Genomic DNA, 21,160 nt, shown 5'->3' on the forward strand with positions numbered 1-21,160 from the left:
GCTGCTACAGAGATCGCACTGCCACTGCGGCTTGTCGTATCCCCGCGTCCGGGCTCAGTGCGGTCAGCCAGTTACACCGCAGGTGCCGCCGACGGGCCTACAGGGTGGAGAGGCCCAGCGCAGGGTCGATGCCGTCGAGGGCATCGGCCAGGGCCTTGGCCTGGGCAGCGATCTGCTGGCGTTGCTCGGTGCTGACCGTCTCGTAGCTTTGATAGCCGTCGCCGCTGCGCAGGCTCGCCAACTGCATGGCCAACTCATCCGCCGCCTCGTCGATCCGCGGCAGCAGCTCGGCCGCAGACTTCGTCAACAGTGGACGCAGCAGGTCGACCACCTTGCGCGCACCCTCCAGATTGGCCGCGAAGCCATTCAGGTCGGTATGGCTGTAGCGCTCCTCTTCACCCTGGCTACGAATGTCCGCCAGCCCGTGCAGGTTGCGCGCAACGATGCTCACCAGTTGTTCGGGAGGCAATGGCTGCGCCAGCAGCTGGCGCCTCAATTCAGTGACATCGCTGGCCAGTTTCTGCGCCACCGGCACCAGACCCTCCACGCTGTTCTGCTGGAACAGGCCGTACTCCAAGCGGTGGAAGCCACCGAAAGCCGTATCCTGTTCGCGCTTCTCGTAGTAGTCGGCGCGGGCATTGATGGCATTGTCCAGTTCGGCCAGGCGTTGCGCGGCGGGCGCGATACGTTGATAGGCGGCTCGTGCCGGGGCGTACAAGCTGCGTGCCTGCGCCAGATCACCGGCGACAATGGCCTGGTTCAAGGCGTCTACGGCGCGAATCAGGGCGCTGCCCTGGGTTGCCAGGTACACCCGGTATTCCGACAGAGGGCCGACGAAAGCCACCATCGACGGCCGCGCCTTGGCTGCAGCATCGGACTCGGCCGTGGGCGTGACCTTCAAGGTGCCGCGCGGATTGCTGAGCAGGCCGCAGGTGATCTGATAATCCCCCGGCTGCAGGTTGGCGTTGATCACCTGGCTCAGGCCGGGTGCGATGTTCTCGCGTTCTTCGACCACCAGCACGCCATCGAGGATTTCCCATTCCACCGCCCGCTCGGAGCGGTTGACGATGCGAAAGCTGTTGCGCCCCGCGGCCACGGTGAGCGCGGCCGGCTCGCAGTTGTGCGGATGGATGTTCACCACGATCTCGTTCTGGGCGCTGGCCTGACGTTTGCTCGAAGCGACTTGCGACGCGTAGTAGAACAGGCCGCCGGCGGCGATCATCACGACCACCGACGCGGCGAGCGCCACACGCATCAGGCGCGGCGCGGCGCCATTGACTGGGTTGGACATGGAAGCCTTACTGATGAGTGGCGGGGGAGGAGTTGACCTGCGCCGGCGCGGCATGGGGCATGAAGAACGCCACCAGGGCAACCACCAGATAGATCAGGTAAGCACCCAGGGTGCTGATCGTCGGTGCGTCCTGATAGCCGAACATGCCGGCCAGTACCGATCCGATCGGACCGTCCATGGGCAGGGTGGCGCTGATGTCGAAGACCACGCTCTGCAAGCTGTTCCAGACCCCTGCTTCATGCAGGGCCATGACCGAGTTGGCGAGAATGCCCGCCGCGACCACCAGAATGAACAAGCCAGTCCAGCGAAAGAACAGCGACAGGTTCAGGCGCATGCTGCCCGAATAGATGGCAAAGCCGATGGCCACTGCCAGCAGCAGGCCGAGCAGGGCGCCGATGGGCGCACCGGGACCTTCGCTCTGCTGGAACACGGCGAGCAGGAAAAATACGGTTTCCAGGCCTTCACGGGCGACTGCGAAGAACACCATGGCGATCAGCGCCGCGACCTGGTGGCGAGAGCCAGTCAGGGCTTGGTCCAGGGCTGCCTGCAGCGAGTGCTTCACCGAGCGGGCGACCTTGCGCATCCAGAACACCATGGAGGTGAGGATGACCACGGCCACCAGGCCGATGAGCGCTTCGAACAATTCCTGTTGCTTCTGCGGGAATTCCGCGCTCATCAACTCAAGGCCGCCGCCCACCAGCAGGGCCAGGGCCGCTGCGAGAAAGACGCCGATCCAGACCGCTGGCATCCATTGACCACGACCAGTCTGTTTCAGGTAGCTGGCGATGATGCCAACGATGAGCGCGGCTTCAATCCCTTCGCGCAGCATGATCAAGAATGGAACCAGCACTTCGCACCGTTCAACGAGTAATTAGGATGCTAACTTGTAACATAATGATACTCATTATTAAACAGCGTGCTTGATGTTTGCGCCGAATGGAAGCTGAACAAATCTTCAGGAAGAAGGCGGCGTGAAGACCTCCTGCCCCAGGCGGAAAATCAGCAGCGTGACTGAATCGGCATTGGCCAGAATCAGCTTCGAACGCACCTCGGGGTCGGTCCGGAAGGCCACGCGGGCATCGGCAAGGTGGGTCTTGCCTGTCAATTGCAGGACCGTTTTGCGCTGACGCCCATCGCTGGGACGAAAATCGCGTCGACCACTGGAACCCGGGCGAGTGAACAGTTTTGCAACCGGCGTACTCAAGGACAACCCTTCCTGGCGAATCTTGAGCAGGCTGCGCGCATACACCTGCGCCTGCCCATACATGCCGCCCAGGTCATCATAATGCTGGTGCAGCGGCAGAAAGGTGTCGAGGTAGGCCAGGTCCACGGTCTTGAGCACCTGATGGCTGAGCTCATGCAGCAGCGATGCGGCCTGATGGTGCGCATACAACTGCGCCTGGGTGCGTTCATGACTGGAATACATCATGGTCTCGATCGGCAGATCGAAGAATTTTTCCGTCAGGAATATGCGTTGCTGCGGATCGCCCTCCCAGACAAAGGCGTGGTTGCCCTCGTGGCCCTCCTCATTGAGCCCGTCCCAATAGCGGGGCGAGGAGTGTGGGTCCAGTGCATCGCTGGTCAGTGCGTCGAGCAACTGCACACAGCTGCTGCGCAGACGTTGCAGCATGGCCGGCGTGACGTCCACTTCGAACACGTCGGTCAGAATCTCCAGGGTCTGTGCCGGCAGCGGTACGTGGGGGGATTTCTGGTTGAGATTTTGCAGCGCATTGCGCAGGCAATCGACCGCATGGGCATGGGCGCGCACGATCATCTGGTGATGACGAGGGTAGCGCTGGCGGATCTGATCGGTACCTTCGGCCAAGGTGATGAATACGTCGGGAATGTTGATGTCGGTGATCCAGGTGTCGTAGTTGTCCATCAACGAATACCCGGCCCCCATCCGCGCGATCTCGAGATCGGCGTGCCACTTCTGCTGGCCATCCAGGGTGATGGTTGGCCCTTCACGTCCTTTGCTGACGATGTACCAACCTTGCTCGGCGCGCTTGACCTCCATCACCCGGCCATCGACCACGGCATAGCGGTGCGCGAGGTCGGCGGTTTCATACATGTTGAGCAGGGCGTCGTAGTTGAGTCTGTTCAATGCCACATCGTTGGCTTCCAATGCGGCCAGTGCCGCACTCAGGCCGCCGAAGCGCCGGCCTGCCACCAGCGCCCTGGGTGCGTGTTCGGCATTTTCGGCGGCCTGGATCTCGCGCTTGAAATGCTCGGCGCCACGGCGCGCGCCGACCACCGAAGCCAGGGCGGCAATGAAGTCGGCCAGGGCCTCGCCCCAGCGCCTGCGTCCCATCGCCTTGACCGAATCGTTGAGCAGCTGTTGCGACTGATAAAGCGCCACCAGGGACCCGACGACGCTGGGTAGAATCATCGCACCTTGCTCGATGCCCAGTTTCACGATGTGACAGAAAGCATTCCAGCTCGCTTCTCCCGAGGACATGGTCTGCTGGCGTGCCAGCAGTTGGATGAGCTGGAGATTGTCTTCGAACAGATAGTACAGAGCGTTGCCCTGTTCTGGTTGATCGAGCAGGACGATGGCTGGCGGTTTGCCCAGTCTCTGACCGTCGTTGACTTCGGTGGTCCAGGGGATATGGGGCTCGGTGAATCCCGAGTGCTCATAGCGTGAATGAACGTCTTCAGGCAGTCGGCTCAGGATCTGTGCCTGAAGCGCGGTGTTGGTCTTGATCTGCTCCAGCAGCTGTGCGCGCGATGCGTACTCGCGAATGGTCTCCGACTCGCCATAGCAGGTGTAGAGCACGACCGGCCCACGGTCGGGTTGCACCGGCGCAATCAGGTACATGCCACAGGCAATATCGGCTTTCATGCCCACGTCCGGGATCAAGCCCAGCGGCCCGAGGGTGATCCGCTGACCATTCAAGGGCTCGCGAGCGACACCGTCTGGCATCTCTACCACCTGAGCGATCATGTCGGTGGCCGCCGCACTGATCTTGCCCTGCATCTCTCGTTCGAGCGCGTTGCGCACCATCTGCGCCGGCAATGCCTTGACGAACAGCAAACGGCGCAAGGGGTAGTCTCCAGACTGCCTGGACAGCTTGGCGGCCAGCAGCTTGCGGTACTCGCCACCCACATCCGCATCCTTGACCACCTCGCGCACCTGGTGCGTGGTCGGTACATCCATGATCAACGAGGGCGGGTCGAGGCTGATGTGCATCTCGCTCGACACCGACCCGGAGAATTGGCTGATCGCCCATTCGGTCAGGGTTTTCGTCCGGCTGACGAGCGTACCGGTACCGAGCATGCCGCCAATGCTGACCCCGCCGCCGCTGGTGTCGGTCAGCTTGATCACGACCCGATCAGGATCACTGGGGCCTCCTGGCCAGACCTTGGCCATGGAGGCGCGCAGACGGTCTCGCGAGAAATCGTCGATGAAGGGGATTTGCGCCAGATAATTGCTTTTCCTGTTGGCGGTTGCCAGGCAGCGTCCGAGAATGTCGGCGTAGCGGGCGAGTTGGCTGGCGCTAGCGCGCTGGATCCAGGGGGGTAGCAGCTCGGCAAGCTGCACGTTCGCCGCATCGACGGCCAGACGGTCCAGGCCAACGGTGAGCATGTTGTCGGCGCGGCTGTAGTCTGCATTGCGCTGGAACAGCGTGGCGGAAAACCCGCATTGGACGGCCAGCGCCATGTTGACGCCCAGACCGGTCAGCTGACGATGGCTTTCCAGCGCATCGAGCTCGGTAATGAAATCGCCGGTCAGCGCACGGGTTTCCACGTGAATGCCGGAGACGGGAGCGGCCTGGAAGTGTTCCAGGACTGTCGCGATCAAGGCCGGATCCAGGCCGTTGAGCCAGCGGGTACGGGCGTGCGGATGACGGGCCGAAGCCGCCACGGTTTTCTTCAGTTGCTGCAGCGAGTCGAAGGCGAACAGCCCGTGGTCGCCGGACCACATCAATACCGGGCTTGCAGGCTTTGAATGGCAGTGCAGCACGAACATGTCGGCCAGCGGGATGGTGTTCGTTTCTGAAGGCACCCGCAAATAGATGGCATGCACGTCGGTGTCGGCAGCATTGCGCAAACGGGCCGTGGGATAGTCGAGTGCAGTGGCGAGCAGTTGCAGCAGTGTCTCGTCGATGCTGCCCTCACGCCGGGCGACGGCCAGGCTGGTGCGCAGGCCGAGTTCACGCAATGCCCGCCGTTGACCTGGCAGGTCATAGGCACCCAGGCAGGGTGGTTGCGGTGCGGACATCTGCCGGCGCACCAGGCCGCGGTAGGTTTTCGTCAGTGCCGGACTGCAGGCCAGCACGAGTTGTTCTATATGTTCGACGTCTGGCCAGTTGAGCTCGATGCCTGCCAGGTTCAACACTCGATCCGCCGAGGTCAGTGGCGCGATGATGGCGCCGCTGGTCCGCTCCAGAAAGTAGTCGACCAGCCCGATAGCCGCCAACTCCGGTGCTCCATCAATGTGGAGACGCAACTCGTCGGCCGGTAGCGGGGACTGCATCGCCAGCAGGCCGGGTGCGAACAACAGGCGCACACCGTCTTTGACCGGGGAGACGCAGTGCATGGTCGATCGCTGCCAGCTGCGCAGGGTCTCGATCTGCAGCAGCCAGTTGCTCTTGGCCTGATTCGTGGAAGGCTCGACTGCCTGCAGGGCCAGGGCGGTGATCGGTCGCTCGCCACTGAGCCAGTGCAGCCGAGGGTGTGCCAGCTTGCGCAGATCCAACGCTTCGGCGACCGCCAACAGCGGAGAAGGGCGCAGGGCTGACGCGTTGCCGAACACCTCCTGCGCCCGGCGCCGTTGCAAGTCGATCAAGCCGTCGGCCAGGGTCTGGAACGCTTGCCCGGTCAGCGCCAGGCGCTGGGGTACAGGCCGAATCATCGCGTTGAACAATGCTCGATCGCTTTTGATCAGCCGCAGGCTGTCGCTCGCCCCGGCGACCAGCCCTTGCAGGTAGTCACCCAGCGCCTGCAGGTCGGCACAATGCGACAGACCCTGGTCCGTGCTGAAGATGTAGTAGCCGAGGCTGGCCTGGTCGGCGTCGCTGATGATCAGCGTGCCTGGCCAGGCCACGGGCTCGTCGTTCAGCGCCTGGTCGGCGTTGAACCGAAGGGTTTCCAGGCGCAAACCGGCAGGCGCTGGCGATGTCGCCACCGATTTCAGCAGCTCCAGTTGCGCGTTGCTCGCATGCAGATGGCTTTGCGCCTCGAGCACTGCACTCAGGTAGGCAGTCTGCAGGCTCCGACCCAGGCCATCGCGCAGGCTGCCGCGCTCGTTGTCGGGGTTGGCGCGCCAGAAGTCGGCCAGCGCAGCGCTGTAGTTTTTCGCCAATCGTGAGTTGGTGGCCATCAGCGTACTGCGGTAGCAAAGCGCATCGGCGTCACTCAACGTCTGTCCATAGACGCCGAGGAAACGATGTTCGCAGTCGGGTTGCGGTGAGTCGGCGAGCAGGTCCAGAGCGGTATCGAGCAAGCGCTGCACGTTGACCACTGCCTGGGTCTGGCGGTCGACACGATGCACTTTGTGGCTGCGCGGGATGATCGGGTCGCTGGCAGGCATCGCAGTGCGCAGCGCTGCGGTGAGGTCGCGGTCGAGGATATCGCCGAGCAGCGGCAACTGATGCCAGGTACGGTCGATGGCTTTCAGGCGCCGCGCTTGCGCCAGAATGATCGCTTTCATCCAGCGCTTGAACGGTGATTGGGTCACTGACACCCATTTCGGCTCGCGCGTGCTGGTCGGCCGAGCCCCGGCTTCGGCCTGCAACCGCGCCAACAGGGCATCGCGCAGGGCGGCACTGCTGGTGAACGGCAGGATGCCTGTGAGTGGCGAGTAATAGTAGGCCGCCGCAAGGTCCGGATCGGTGCGCGTGATGCGCAGTCCGCAGAACACGCCGGGATCGGCATTGCCCAGCAGGCAGACCTGCATGTCCGGCGCAATGGTGGGGCTATCTGGCAGGCCCCGCAGCCAGTCGTATTCGATGACACTCAGTTGTTCGCTTTCAAATGCCTGGGTGAGGTGGCGGGACATGCACTGGGCAAGTTGACGCGAGTGAAACCAGGGGAGGGTATTGGCCATGATGCGCTCCATCGAAGGAACAGGCGGCAGGTGCCGGCCTGAGAGCGGTCAAGGCTAGGGCGATGCAGGCGTACCATGGCTGTACATATGTGGCGAGGGGAGACATACGGATGAGGCTTGAGACGCACCTGCCCCGAGGCGTGGTCGGGGCAGGTGGGATGCGGCGGTGAAGCGCAGCTCTGGACCGGGAACAATCAGACCGGGAACAGTTCGCTCAGCTTCATGGCCAGCATCATGTCGCCTTCGGCGCGCAGCTTGCCGCCCATGAACGCCTGCATGCCATCGGTTTCGCCGCTGACGATACCCTTGAGGGTTTCGCTGTCCATGACCAGGGTCACGTTGGCGTCCGGGTTTTCGCCTTCCTGCAGCTCGCAGGTACCGTCTTTCACCAGCAGGGCGTACTGCTTGTCTTCGTCGGTGATGTTGAATCCGAATACCAGGTCCAGGCCTTTGGCGGCCTCTGGATTGAACTTGGCTTTCATGGCGTGTACGGCGTCGGCTACGGAGGTCATGGTGCGGTCCTTTTGTTGGAGGTGTGCAATGATCGCGAGGGCCTGGGCGGCCTGGCTCGATAGGGCAGTGAAAGTCCTGCGAGGTTAGGGGGGGTATCGGCGCCTGTCAACGGATAATCATACGTGCGTTTGAATGGCTCGTTTGATGCCGAGCGTTTCCCGGCTGGCCCAAGGCTTTGCCCCCCGGTATGCTGGGCTCATTCCATCGTCCCCCTGGCTTGGCGGGCGTCATGCATGTAAGGAGTCACCGTGGAGTTTTTCGCCGATTACGCCGGGTTTCTGATCCGCACCGTCACCCTGGTCGTTGCCATCCTGGTGGTGTTGGCCGCCATCGCGTCGCTGCGCGCCAAGGGCCGGCGCAAACCGGCCGGCCAGTTGCAGGTCAGCAAGCTCAATGACTTCTACAAGGGCCTGCGCGAGCGGCTCGAAGCCGGTCTGTTCGACAAGGACAAGCTCAAGGCCTTGCGCAAGGAACAGGCGAAGAACGAGAAGAAAGCCAAGAAGAAAAAGCCCGACAGCAAGCACCGGGTCTTTGTCCTGGACTTCGATGGCGACATCAAGGCTTCCGCCACCGAAAACCTGCGTCATGAAATCACCGCACTGCTGACCCTGGCCACCCCCAACGACGAGGTCGTGCTGCGCCTGGAAAGCGGCGGCGGCATGGTCCACAGCTACGGCCTGGCGTCCTCGCAACTGGCGCGCATCCGCCAGGCGGGTGTGCCGCTGACCGTGTGCATCGACAAGGTTGCCGCCAGTGGCGGCTACATGATGGCGTGCATCGGCGAGAAGATCATCAGCGCGCCGTTCGCCATCCTCGGGTCCATCGGCGTGGTCGCGCAGTTGCCCAACGTCAACAAGCTGTTGAAGAAGCACGACATCGATTTCGAGGTGCTCACCGCCGGCGAGTACAAGCGCACCTTGACCGTGTTCGGCGAGAACACCGAGAAGGGCCGGGAGAAATTCCAGGAAGACCTCGACGTCACCCACAAGCTGTTCAAGAGTTTCGTCGCCCACTATCGCCCGCAGTTGTCGATCGACGATGTGGCGACCGGAGAGGTCTGGCTCGGCGTGGCGGCGCTCGACAAGCAGCTGGTCGACGAGCTCAAGACCAGCGACGAATACCTGGCCGAACGCGCCAGGCAAGCCGAGGTGTTCCATCTTCATTACGCCAAGGCCAAGAGCCTGCAGGAGCGCGTAGGGCTGGCAGCCAGCGGCTCGGTCGAGCACCTGGCCGGCAAGGCTTGGGAGAAGCTCAGCCAGCAGCGTTTCTGGTAACGTCCAGCGTTATGTAACACCGGGCGCTTCGGGCGCCTTGCTCCACTGGGCCATCTGCGGCATGTCGCCGTGGATTACCCGGATTGGAGCCTGCTCTTGGTTACCCCAGCACCCGCGCTGCATGTCAGCGACACCCCCGCCCATTACCCTGTCATCGCCAAGCATGTCCCGGACTGGTTGCGAAAGGCCGAGCCAGCGGCAATTCGCGCCTACGAAAAAACCTTGCGCCAGAACCGCGCGAGCCAGGCGACTGCGCAGTATCTGGCGAAAGATTTCGTCGGTCCGGCCGAGTTCGTCGGCTCCCGTCTGCAATCGGCCTTCGACGCTGCCTTCGGTGCAGCGGGCGCTGTCGATGTCACTCGCGCCGAATGGGTCGAATTCGACCGTGGCTCGGCGATTCTCGGCCGACCGCTCAGTGTGCGGCGGCGTACGTTGCTGGAAGCGGCCATGGCCAATTTCAGTGAAGACGAAGCCAGCCCCGGCCACTTCACCGGCGGCACGCTGCTGCTGCAACCCGATGCCCTGCAATTGCGGCTCGAAGAGCACGGCCTGCGCTGGAGCTACGGTTGGCACTATCAGGCCAAGGACACGATCGCTGTACAACCTCACCAGTTCGCCCGGCTGTGCCGCGACCTGGATCTGGGCCGTGCCTACCAGCAACGCTTCGATGAGGTGTTCAAGCCCACGGCGCTCAGAAGCCAATGGGTCACGGGTGCATTTCGCGCCAATATACGCAGCGAACTGGCCGTGCAGGCGCAGCAGGCGTTGCTGCGCGGCCAGCTCGATGCGCAAGCCTGCAGCGTGGTGCAGCAGCTGCTGGCAGATACGCCGGGTGAGGTGAAGTGGCAGGGTCAGCCAGTGATATTGTGCGATCTGCGTGGTTTGGTCACTTGGGTGCACAGCGGCACGACGTTGCACGGTGTGGTGTCCATCCAGACCAGCACGCAATCCAGTGCACCGTGCATCGTCTATATGCCTGGTGCTGGCGACGGTGCCTTCAAGCAGTACCCCAGCTTCGACGCGTTCAGTGCCGACCTGCGTGCGAAGTTGCGTGACGGTGCCTTCCAGGGCTGGTTTGCGGGGTTCGTGGCCGAGCCCGACCGCCGCGAGTTCTTTCTCAGGCTGAACAACACGTTGCGTCCGCAACGTGTCGAGTGGGGCATTGCACAGGGTCCACTGGATGATCCGGACGCCGATATCGGTCTGCGCCGCACCACGAGCGCCCAGGCTTTGGTGCCGCTGCTGCACGAGGCCATGCTGGCCAAACGCGCGGCGGATGCGCGCTACTTCGTTGTACCGACTGCCGAGATCGACGCCGCCGAGCGGCAGGCGCGCTGGATGCACTACCTGCAGCAGGGCGTGACGCTGCTCAATGTTGCCGCCTTGTCGGTGCCGGCCCTCGGTGCGTTGATGGCCGCCGTCGGCACCGTTCAACTGCTTGGCGAGCTGTTCGTCGGCATGGATGACTGGACCCACGGGCAGACCGAAGAAGCGGCAGCTCACTTTTTCGCCGTCGCGGTCAATCTCGCTGTGGTGGGCGCCACGGTCGCAGGCGGCGTGGCCCTGGCGCGGTCGCCGTTCGTGGCCGGCATGCTGCCGGTCGTCGACCGCGCCGGGCGCACCCGCCTGTGGCCGACCACCCTGGAAGCGTTCGCAGCCCGCGAGCAGCTTCCGCAGACGCTGGTGCCCGATGCGCAGTGGCAATACGTGCACGGGGGCAGCCACTACATCAAGCACGATGGACTGTTCTACCGACAAAGCTTCGAGGCCAGTAGCGCAAGGTGGTACATCGAACATCCTGCGGCCGACGTCGAGTATCGCCTGGCCTTGACCCACAACGGTGAAGGCGCCTGGCGCGTGGCCCACGAAGATCCAGGGCAATGGACTGCCGTGCAGGCACTGCGTCGATTCGGCCCTGCGCTGGACGGGCTGGATGATGCCGCGCTGCAACGGGTGCGCCAGGTCAGCGGAATCAGCGGGCGTCAGTTGCGCGATCTGCATCGTCGCGGCGGCAAGCTCCCGGCGCTGGTCAAGGCGTGCGCCGATGACCTGCGCGCCGAACGGTCCGTGCTGGCGCTTCCCGCGAGTGAGCGTACGGCTGCTCTGGCGCGTTTGCGCGAAGCAGCACCAGCGATACCTGTCGGGCATCCGGCGGCCGCCTTGCTTCGCGATTTTCCCCGCCTGCCGCAGGTGGTTGCCGAAGAGATCGCGGCCGGCGCCAACGACCGCGAACGGGCACAGCTGATTGCCGCTGCCCGCGTTCCGCTGCGCTTGGCCACCCAGGCACGCTGGAGCCTGTGGGAGGCGCAGCTCAATCGAGCCATCCTCGGCCTCACTGGCGCCGGCGATGCACGCACCGCCAGGCTGCGCCAGGGCCTGACGGCGGCCATGAGCGAGCAACAACAGCGCACTGTTTCGCCGCAGAAACTCTTGGCCCTGGCAGCCGGGGATCGCCCGCGGGCCGCCCGGCTCATTGGCCAGCGCCGGCCCAAGGCCTTCACGGCGCCCGAGCGCATCGCGGGGCACCGCTGGGGTTATCGTCTCAGCGGTCGTGGTGGCAGCCAGGACGAACTGGCGCAACCTGTGCGTCCCCTCAGCGCCGCTCGCCAGCAGGCACGCTTCGACGAAGGGCGGCGGCTGGATGCCTCCCTGGCCCACTGGGCCCAGGAAAGCACCACCACGCCAGGTGCCGATGGGCAACCCGTTGCGGTCGCCAGCGCAGATCGCGAGCTGGCGCGGCAGCGCATCATGGCTTCCTGGCGCGGCGAGGCACCCCTGGCCGAGGACGGTGCCGGTGAAATGTCGCAAGTGCTCGATCTCTCGGAGTTGCGCATTGGTGCGCTGCCGGTGCTGGAGGGCGACTTTTCCCGGGTTCGCTACCTGTCGCTGGAACAGTGCGGCCTGACCGAGCTGACGCCCGGGTTTCTGGAAATGTTCACCCAACTGGAACACCTGGAGTTGCAAAGCAATTACCTGACGCGGATCCCGCCCGGTGTCACGGCGCTGAACGAACTGCAGATGATCGCGCTCGACGACAACCGCCTGCAGGCGTCGCCAACGATGTTCGATGAGGTGGCCACACTGCCTGGCCTGCACGCACTGGTGCTGCGCGACAACCCCATGCAGATTCCCCCGACCGCCGTGCAGCGCCTGGCCAGCCTGTCCTCGTTGCGCTACCTGGCCCTGGACAACACCGATGGCCAGGCGATGGCCGAGCACCTGCCCATTCTTGCCAGGCTGCCCAACCTGGAAAGCCTGTGGGTGGGCCGCAACGGCATGACCCTGACGCCCCGGGCCATGCAGGCGCTGGGCAGCCTGCAAACGCTGGACTACCTGGACCTGTCGGGCAATCCGGTGGGCCCGCACCTGGACCTGAGCCTGCTTCAGGCCATAGGCGGGCTGCGCCTGCGCGACTGTCAGCTGCAGCAGTGGCCTGTCGGCTTGACCGGCCTGATGGACCGGCAACCGCTGCGCCTGCGCTGGGTCGAGCTGGACGACAACCCCATCGTCGAGGTGCCCGAGCTGCACACGCTGGCGTTCTTCCGAGGCGAGCCACAAGTGCCACGCCCTCTGGGTCTTTCTTTCGCCCACTTGAGCGCCGTTGCGGTCAGCCGCCTGCAGGCCGTGGGCGTGGTCTTCGACTACCTGCAGATACTGGCGCAATCGGCCGACGGCGAGGCTGCGGCGCGCCTGGCCAGGCTGCGTGCGATGCCGGGCAGCCGGCGCTTCATGCAGCTGCTGGGCAGGCTCAGCGATACCGCAGATTACCGTCTGGTTCCCGCCAACCTGGCCGAGCGGGCCTGGAAAGTGATCGACGCGGCAGCTGCGTCGAGCTCGCTGCGCGAGCAATTGTTCGCCATCGCCCAGCGCCCGGACACCTGCGGTGATCAGGTGATGGCACTGTTTGCCGACCTGGAACAACAACAGATGTACGTCCGCGCAGCCGACCCCGCGCTCGATGGGCCGCAACGCAGTGCTCAGCTGCTTGGGTTGTCGCGCAGCCTGTACCGCCTGGATCGCGTCGACAGCCTGGCCCGCGCCGATGTGCGGGCGCGCGCGGCGGCCCGCGATATCGACGCGGACGAAATGGAAGAGGTCGAGGTACTGCTGGCCTATCGGATTGGCCTGGCCACGCGGCTGGGTCTGTTGAACCAGCCCCATGGCATGCTGTTCGGGGCCATCGAACCGGTGACGTTGGCCCAGCTCGATGCGGTGGCCGGCCAGGTGCTGCAAGAGGAGAGCGATGCAGCCCTGTTGGAGTGGCACATGAGCCAGGACTACTGGCTCGATTACCTGCGACGCGAGCACCGGGCTCGCCTGGACGCCGCCCAGGCACCGTGGCAGGTGCGCCTGGCGCAGCTGCAGGCGCGTGACTATGACGACGGTTTTGACCAGGAGCTGGTCAGCTTGCAGGTGGAGCGCCAGGCCGCGGAAATGACAGTCCTGCGTGCGCTGACGCAGGAGGCCATGGCGCAATAGGCAAGCCCCGGCGGCTGTGGTGCATGGCTACCGCAGCCGCCCTTGTCGGCTCTGTTTTGCTGGGCGTTCTTCGAAACCAGGAAAGCCAAGCATGTCCAGCACCGAGATTCCCCTTCCAGGTCGCCATGATGCGTTCATTCGTGAGCGCACCCCCGCATGGGCCGCCGCCATCGGCACGACGCAGATGAACCAGTTGCAGCAAGCGCTGGTGTCCGAGCAATTCAGCTCGAACGGCCCACTGCCTTGGTTCACCCGCGCTTCGAGCGAGCATCGTGACGCTTTGATATCCGCCCAGGCCGAGCGCCAGCGTTGCCGCTCGAAGCTGAGCCTGGCCCTGGCCGGGTTTCGCAGCGTGGTCGCATTCGCCGAACCGATCCTCGCCGAGGCCATGCGCATGCGCTTCGGCGCAACCTTGAATGTCCATGCCACGGACTTCATCCGTATCCAGACGCGCGAACACCTGCTGGGTCTGGATAACGACCATGTGCCTCAAGCCGAACCACTGATCATGGCAGCGCTGGGCAACTTCGTGGCAGACCCGGATTTTCATCCGCGCACCACGCTGGCACCCTCGGGCAGCGTGAAAAAGAGCGGTCCGTTCCCGCTCGGTCCGTTCACCAGCCGCTTTGAATACCGCATCGACAACCCACTGCCGATCGACCCCGGACAGTTCGCCACCCTGGTCCGCCAGTTGGACCTGGGGCGTCTGTACCAGGCGCACTTGAGCGAGGTGTTCGAAGCCACCGCCACCCGTGCCCAGGTCGCTGCCGCAGTCAATGCGACCCGCAGGGCCCAGCTGCGGGTGCTGGCCCATGTCGCGCGGATGAAGGGGGACATCGACGAGCAGGGCTTCAAGGTGGTCGAAAGTGTGGTCGCCGGCCGCGTCGAGCGCTGGGGTACCGGCACGGTACAGTTCTCTCGGCTGAGCCTGCTCGGGTCGGCGCTGCACGATGTGCTGGTGATCGGGCCGGCGCGCGGTGTGGGCCAGGCCACGGTGCCCATGCCTTGTCTGGTATGGATGCCGGGCGATGCGCGGGCACCCCTGAAGCAATACGCATCGACGGCCGAGTTCATCCAGGCGCTGGCTGTGGAGCTACTCAAGCCCGACTCCGTTCGCCGGTTGCTTGCGCGGGTGGCGCAGACCGAACGCGCCGAGTTCCAGGCGCGCCTGCAACGTCGGCTCTGGCGCACCGAGGACGGTGACAACGGGCGCAAGATCGCCGTGGTCAATGCGCGGCCCAAGCTGGATATCGTCGAGGTGTCGGTGCGCGGCGAGCTGTTTGCCCATCTGCACGAGCGCCATGTGGCCTGGCTCAAGGCCGAAGCCAGGTGCCTGGCGGTGCCTACCGATCGGATCGACGCCGATCAGCGTCAGGCGCGCTGGAGCGGTTGGCTGGAGGAGGGGGTGTCGCTGTTGAACCTGGCGGCACTGTGCATCCCGGCGCTGGGCGAGGTGATGGTGCCGGTGATCGCGCAGCAGCTGGTCGGTGAGGTCTACCACGGTATCGAGGCCTGGGAGGATGGCCGCACCGACGAAGCGTTCGGACACTTCAAGGGCATCGTCGGCAACCTGGCACTGGCCGTCGTCGCCCACGGCGTGGCCGCCGATTTCGGCACGACCTATCGCGCGGACGGCGTGGTCGACGAGATGCAGCAGGTGCGGCTGGCCGACGGTCGCCAACGCCTGCTGCACCCGGATCTGCAGGGCTACCGGGCAGTCGATTTGCCTGTCGCTATCGCGGCCGACGACCAAGGCGTCTACCGCCACCTGGGCAAGACCTTCATCCGGCTCGACGATCACTTTTTCGAGGTGCAACTCACTGCCGATCAGGCTCGGGGCCATGTGATTCATCCCACAGGCTCGACGGCCTATCGCCCCAGCGTCCAGCACAATGGCGCAGGCGCCTGGCAGCACTCTCTGGAGCAGCCGTTGCAATGGCGCGGCGCCGGGTTGATGCGCCGCTTCGGTCCCATGACCGAGCGCACCGGCGACGACGACCTGCTGACCCTGGCCGAGATCCATGGCGTACCCCTGGACCGGTTGCGTCGCCTGCACGTCGACCAGGAGCCACTGCCGGCGGCCCTGCACGAGGGTGTCATTCGCTACCAGGCCCATCAGGACCTGGCCGCGCGCATGGGGCCCAGCGGCCAGGGTATGCTCGATGAGCAGGGCAAGCAGCTGTTGGCCTCGCTGATCGAGCGCCAGCAGCCTGCTGCCAGCCGCGAGGCTGGAATACTGCGTCGCGATTTTCCGGGCCTGCCGGTGCGAATCGCCAATGAGATCGGCGCGTCGGTCAGCGCTGCCGAGCGCACGCGTATCCGCGAAGCTGGGCGGCTGCCGCTGCGTGTGGCCGAGCAGGCGCGCGCGCGGTTGGCGCAGTGGCGTTCGAGCCAGGCCTGTAGCGCGCTGATCTTCGACACCGGTGGCTCTGCGGACCGCGACAAGGTGGTGATCGGCCTGTTGCCCAGCCTGCCGGGATGGACGGGCCGGGTGCGCCTGGAGTTGCGCGACGGCGGCCAGGCCGGCGACGTCACCGCGGCAGCGGGCGTCGGGGTCGATACCGAGCTCAAGTACATCGTGGCCAGTGAGGGCCGCTACCGCGCCTATGACCAGCGCGACCAGGAACTGGGCGGGTGGATGGATCTGTACAGCGCCATCTGCCGCGCCTTGCCCGACGCCGAACGCAGCGCCCTGGACCTCAATCCCAGCGCTGGGGAGTCACTGCGCCAGCGCTTGAGTGGCCTGGTTCGCGCCGACCGCAGCCGCGTGTCGCGACTGCTCGGGCAACGTCAGGTACAGCCTTGGTTCAAATCACCGGAACGCCACTCGCAGGGCATCGGCTACGCGCTCAGCGGGCGTGGCCAACCAGGCTGGAGGCAGAACCGCCGGTTGCGGCACCTGTATCCGGGTTTGTCGCAAGCCAGTCTGCAGGTGCTGCGTGAATCGATGGTACGGCCCGATGAGTCGTTCGAGATGGCCTTGCAGCGCCTGGAGCAGGAATTTCAGGTATTGCGCCGGGAACTCAAGGATTGGCGCCGGCGCGCGCCGGTGGACGTGAACAGGGACAACGCTGCTCGCGATATCATCAGCGCCTGGCGCAGGGAAACCACGATTCTGGACCTTGGCGGGCAGCGCCTGGGTGATCTGCCATTGCTGGTGGCCGACCTCAGCCATGTGCGGCACTTGCGCATGAGCGCCATGGGGTTGCAAGGCGATCCCTCGTTCTTCCTGTCGGTGTTTCCCAATCTGTTCAGCCTGAACCTGTCGAACAACCGGCTGACAGCCATTCCGGGGCAGGTGCGCTCGATGGCCAGGCTGATGACCCTGGACTTCGACGAAAACCTGCTGGCTCCCGCGCCACAGATGTTCGATGCATTGATCAGCCACCCCACCCAGACCGCGCTGCGCTACCTCAGCTTGCGACGCAGCTTCGCGATCCGCCTGGCCGAGGGCAGCATCGTCGATAACCCTCTGCCGGCTGAAGCACTGCAGGCGCTCGGGCAAATTCCGCATCTGCGCGAGCTGGATCTGTCGAGCAATGCGCTGACCCTCGACGATGCCGCCTGTACCGCCTTGGGGCAATTGCGGGAACTGGAAACCTTGCGCCTGCAGCGCAACCATATTCGCTTGAGCGAGGCACGACGCACGGCGCTGGCAGGCTTGTCTGGCCTGCAGACCCTGGATCTGAACGGCAACCCGCTGCTGCTGCCGCCCACGCTCGACAGACTGCTGTCGTTGCGCTATCTGGGGTTGAGCGGGACTGGCATCGGCACCTGGCCGCCGGGGCTGACGCAGGTCTTCAATCGCGTGCCTCAGGTGATCAGAATTGCCAACCTCAGCGGCAACGAGATCGTCCGCGTGCCCGTGCTGGAAAACAGCGCCATGGCGCAGATCAACCTGAACCTGGTCAACCACGGCCGTCCGGTGCTCAATCTGGACAACAACCCCTTGTCGGAACCCAGCTATCAGCGCCTGAGTCGGGCCGGTGTGTTCCCGCGTCGACGCTGGATGGGCGGTGCTGGCGCAGCAGGCCGCCCGGTGGTCGACCAACGCTGGCTGGAAGGCTGCGAAGCGGGCCTTGCGCAGCGCATCGCGGCGGATCGCAGCAGTGAGGGGGCGGCGGCTTTCTATCGAGTAATGGATCAAGTCTCGCGCACGGCGGGCTACGCCAGACACTCCCTGGCCTACAAGCAGCGCATGTGGGCGATCATGGAGGCACTGGTGCCGCCGGTGCAGGGGGGCGCTGGTGATGGGCTGGGTGTGGTGGACCTGCGTCAGCAGCTGTTCGATCAGGCGACCTTGACCGAGAACACCTGCGGCGATGGCATCAGCGTGGTGATAGACGACTTCGAAACCCGGGTCCTGGCCTGGCAGGCGGCGTCCAGCGCCATCGATGGTGGGGCGGCGATGTTCAAGCCCTTGCTGGCCTTGAGTCGCCAGTTGTACAAGGCAGCGTTGGTGGACGAGTACGCCGTGGGCATCACCCAGGCGCGCCTGCAACGGCGCGAGGCGTTGCTGGCTGGCGATCCTGCGCCGGCGCTATTGCCGTTCGACGAGATCACCGAGGCGGAACTGCAGGCCGCCGTGCCGGACGAGGTGGAGATTCGCTTGCGCTTGCGCGGGTTGGCGCAGTCACGCCTGGGGCTGCGCGCGCAACCCGAGATGCTCTACACAGAGCAGATCGCTTCGGCCACTGTCGAGCATGTGGTACGCGCCGTGCTGGAGCGCGCTACCGACAGCGGATTGACCGACTGGCTGGTGGATCAGCCTTTCTGGCAGCTGTACCTGCGCAAGGTGTACCCGGAGCGTATGTCAGCGCTTTCGGACTTCTGGGCCGAGGTGATCAACCATTTCGAAGAAGCCCTGGATGCCAACGCTGCATTCACCACAGAGGTATCCGGGCTGCCGCCGTTGCTTGAGCAGCTGAAAACCTTGGCGCCCGGCGTGGTATGGCAGGGCGAGCAGGGGGAGGCGGCGAAAGTGGTGCTGACCGAACAAGCCACGCTGGATCTCTATGGGGCGATTGATCAGGCTCGTCGAAAGGCGCTGGACGCGCTCCATCGAGCGCTGACCCGGGCAGCGTTGGTCGGTTCTTAGGAGGGATCGAGCGGCGGCGTGCAAGTTTGTGACCGCCGCGCCAGCAGTGGCGCGGCGGCTACGGCCTGCAACCAGGGTTCAGCGGCGACGGAACAGCGGCAGCGGTTCGTCGGTGGCCGCCTGGTAGCTCACGGAGAAATCCTTGAGGCTTTCCAGGGCTTCGTACGGGTCTTTGTCGGCGCGCAAGGCGAAGGCATCGAACCCGCAGCGGTGCAGGTAGAACAATTGGTCGCGGAGCACGTCGCCAATGGCGCGCAGTTCGCCCTTGAAGCCATAGCGATCGCGCAGCAGGCGCGCATTGGAGTAGTTGCGGCCGTCGGTGAAGGCCGGGAAGTTCAGGGCGATGACCTGGAACTCGTTGGCCTGTTCACCGATTTCCTCGGCTTCTTCGTCGCTGTCCAGCCATACGCCCAGCCCACCGTCCCGAGCCTTGAGCGCCGGACCGTGCTCGCGCCACAGCGAGAGGGGCACGATCAGGTCGTCACAGTTGCTGATGCCGTCGAACGAGGTGTCCTTGGGCAGCAGGTGCCAGGTTTCGTCGACGACTTCGTTGTTCTTAATGATTCGCTGCATAGACGCGCTCCTTGAAGGGGTCGATGCCGATCCGCTGGTAGGTATCGATGAAACGCTCGTCTTCGGTGCGTTTTTCCACGTACACGTCGATCAGCTTGGAGATGACATCCGGCATGGCGTCCTGGGCGAACGACGGGCCGAGGATCTTGCCCAGGCTGGCGTCGCGGCTGGCGCTGCCACCCAGGGACACCTGGTAGAACTCCTCACCTTTCTTGTCCACGCCAAGGATGCCGATGTGGCCGACGTGGTGGTGACCGCAGGCGTTCATGCAACCGGAAATGTTGAGGTCCAGTTCGCCGATGTCGAACAGGTAGTCCAGGTCGTCGAAACGGCGCTGGATGGATTCGGCGATCGGAATCGACTTGGCGTTGGCCAGGGAGCAGAAATCACCGCCCGGGCAGCAGATGATGTCAGTCAGCAGGCCGATGTTGGGGGTGGCGAAACCGCCTTCGCGCAACTCGTTCCAGAGGCTGAACAGCTGCGCCTGTTCGACGTCGGCCAGAATGATGTTCTGCTCATGTGAGGTGCGCAGTTGCCCGAAGCTGTACTTGTCGGCCAGATCGGCGACGGCGTCGAGCTGCTTGTCGGTCAGGTCGCCGGGGGCCACCCCGGTGGGCTTGAGCGACAGGGTCACGGCCACATAGCCCGGCTTCTTGTGGGCCAGGGTATTGCGCGAGCGCCAGCGGGCGAAACCCGGATGCTCGGCATCCAGTTGCGCCAGGTCGGCGGCGAAGTCGGGCAGGGCCTTGTACTCCGGGTCGACGAAGTGCTTTGCCACGCGGTGCAGTTCGGCCTCGGTCAGTGTGGTACTGCCGCCGCGCAGATGCTGCATCTCGGCATCGACTTTCTGGGCGAACACTTCCGGCGTCAGGGCCTTGACCAGAATCTTGATCCGGGCCTTGTACTTGTTGTCGCGACGGCCATAGCGGTTGTATACGCGCAGGATGGCATCGAGGTAGCTGAGCAGGTCCTGCCAGGGCAGGAACTCGTTGATGAACGCGCCCACTACCGGCGTCCGGCCCAGGCCGCCACCGACCAGTACGCGGAAGCCCAGCTCGCCAGCGTCGTTGTGCACCGGCTCCAGGCCAATGTCATGCACTTCGATGGCGGCGCGGTCGGTGCTTGCACCGTTCACGGCAATCTTGAACTTGCGCGGCAGGTAGGCGAATTCCGGGTGGAACGTGGTCCACTGGCGAACGATCTCGCACCACGGGCGCGGGTCGATCACTTCATCGGCGGCCACGCCGGCGAACTGGTCGGTGGTGACGTTGCGCAGGCAGTTGCCGCTGGTCTGGATCGCATGCATCTGCACGGTGGCCAGTTCGGCCAGGATGTCGGGAATATCTTCCACGGCCGGCCAGTTGAACTGCACGTTCTGTCGCGTGCTGATGTGCGCGTAGCCCTTGTCGAAGTCGCGAGCGATCTTGGCCATCATGCGCGTCTGCCGCGATGTCAGCTGGCCATAGGGCACGGCGACGCGCAGCATCGGGGCAAAACGCTGGATGTAGAGGCCGTTCTGCAGGCGTAGCGGGCGAAACTCTTCTTCGCTCAGTTCGCCAGCCAGGTAGCGGCGGGTCTGATCTCGGAACTGCTTGACGCGGTCCTCGATGATCCGTTGATCGTACTCGTCATAAACGTACATGGTGATCCTGTTCTCAGGCTGTCTTGTCGCATCATCAGAAAAGCACGCGCACGGTCGCGGGCTCTCGACAGAGCCGACGGAAGATAACAGTTTGTAAATAGACGTAAAAGTGATGTTTGAGTATATGCACAGAACCAGAATGCATATGCCCCGAAGTACCTGTCACCCCTGTAGGAGCGGTCATCGCCCGCGAAGGCCGTACCGCGGAGTGCCTGCGGAACCAGGGTGACCTTTTCGCGGG

At 64.4% G+C, this 21,160-nt stretch carries 9 protein-coding genes; 3 read left to right on the top strand and 6 right to left on the bottom strand.

All coding sequences use genetic code 11. The features are described from left to right. Positions 1-97: 97 nt before the first annotated feature. The 4 genes from efeO to IFT80_RS03060 all read right to left on the bottom strand — a co-directional run bounded on the left by efeO (position 98) and on the right by IFT80_RS03060 (position 7,852). On the bottom strand, positions 98-1,291 hold the full coding sequence (gene efeO, locus IFT80_RS03045; RefSeq protein ID WP_192136723.1) for an iron uptake system protein EfeO: 1,194 nt from the start codon (positions 1,289-1,291) through the stop codon (positions 98-100). Between the two features lie 7 nt (positions 1,292-1,298). Continuing rightward, a complete protein-coding gene (gene efeU, locus IFT80_RS03050; protein WP_122476866.1) occupies positions 1,299-2,141 on the bottom strand; it encodes an iron uptake transporter permease EfeU in 843 nt (280 codons plus the stop codon). 105 nt (positions 2,142-2,246) lie between these two features. Beyond that, positions 2,247-7,340 carry a dermonecrotic toxin domain-containing protein gene (locus IFT80_RS03055; protein ID WP_192136724.1) on the bottom strand — a complete coding sequence of 1,698 codons (5,094 nt, stop codon included), beginning with the start codon at positions 7,338-7,340 and terminating at the stop codon, positions 2,247-2,249. 194 nt (positions 7,341-7,534) lie between these two features. Further along, a complete protein-coding gene (locus IFT80_RS03060; RefSeq protein ID WP_185793470.1) occupies positions 7,535-7,852 on the bottom strand; it encodes an SCP2 sterol-binding domain-containing protein in 318 nt (105 codons plus the stop codon). A 249-nt stretch (positions 7,853-8,101) separates the two neighbouring features. Here IFT80_RS03060 and sohB point away from each other — a divergent pair, with 249 nt between their 5' ends. The 3 genes from sohB to IFT80_RS03075 all read left to right on the top strand — a co-directional run bounded on the left by sohB (position 8,102) and on the right by IFT80_RS03075 (position 18,704). Beyond that, a complete protein-coding gene (gene sohB / locus IFT80_RS03065; protein WP_122476871.1) occupies positions 8,102-9,127 on the top strand; it encodes a protease SohB in 1,026 nt (341 codons plus the stop codon). A 96-nt stretch (positions 9,128-9,223) separates the two neighbouring features. Next, positions 9,224-13,606, top strand: a complete 4,383-nt coding sequence (locus IFT80_RS03070; protein ID WP_192136725.1) for an NEL-type E3 ubiquitin ligase domain-containing protein — start codon at positions 9,224-9,226, stop codon at positions 13,604-13,606. Positions 13,607-13,697: 91 nt separating this feature from the next. Next, positions 13,698-18,704, top strand: a complete 5,007-nt coding sequence (locus tag IFT80_RS03075; protein ID WP_192136726.1) for a dermonecrotic toxin domain-containing protein — start codon at positions 13,698-13,700, stop codon at positions 18,702-18,704. A gap of 78 nt (positions 18,705-18,782) precedes the next feature. Here the strand turns inward: IFT80_RS03075 and IFT80_RS03080 are convergent, their stop codons facing one another. Together IFT80_RS03080 and IFT80_RS03085 are read right to left on the bottom strand one after the other, a co-directional pair. Further along, a complete protein-coding gene (locus tag IFT80_RS03080; RefSeq protein WP_122476876.1) occupies positions 18,783-19,277 on the bottom strand; it encodes a DUF934 domain-containing protein in 495 nt (164 codons plus the stop codon). Then, on the bottom strand, positions 19,261-20,919 hold the full coding sequence (locus tag IFT80_RS03085; RefSeq protein ID WP_122476878.1) for a nitrite/sulfite reductase: 1,659 nt from the start codon (positions 20,917-20,919) through the stop codon (positions 19,261-19,263). Before IFT80_RS03085 ends, IFT80_RS03080 begins: the two co-directional genes overlap by 17 nt. Positions 20,920-21,160: the final 241 nt, after the last annotated feature.

This window comes from Pseudomonas sp. CFBP 8771, assembly GCF_014841695.1.
Lineage (GTDB): Bacteria > Pseudomonadota > Gammaproteobacteria > Pseudomonadales > Pseudomonadaceae > Aquipseudomonas > Aquipseudomonas baltica.

Bases quoted from the DNA above. Each gene is read 5' to 3' on its own strand.
- IFT80_RS03075 (WP_192136726.1), top strand. From the start codon at position 13,698: ATGTCCAGCACCGAGATTCCCCTTCCAGGTCGCCATGATGCGTTCATT.
- IFT80_RS03085 (WP_122476878.1), bottom strand. From the start codon at position 20,919: ATGTACGTTTATGACGAGTACGATCAACGGATCATCGAGGACCGCGTC.
- IFT80_RS03055 (WP_192136724.1), bottom strand. From the start codon at position 7,340: ATGGCCAATACCCTCCCCTGGTTTCACTCGCGTCAACTTGCCCAGTGC.
- IFT80_RS03080 (WP_122476876.1), bottom strand. From the start codon at position 19,277: ATGCAGCGAATCATTAAGAACAACGAAGTCGTCGACGAAACCTGGCAC.
- efeO (WP_192136723.1), bottom strand. From the start codon at position 1,291: ATGTCCAACCCAGTCAATGGCGCCGCGCCGCGCCTGATGCGTGTGGCG.
- IFT80_RS03060 (WP_185793470.1), bottom strand. From the start codon at position 7,852: ATGACCTCCGTAGCCGACGCCGTACACGCCATGAAAGCCAAGTTCAAT.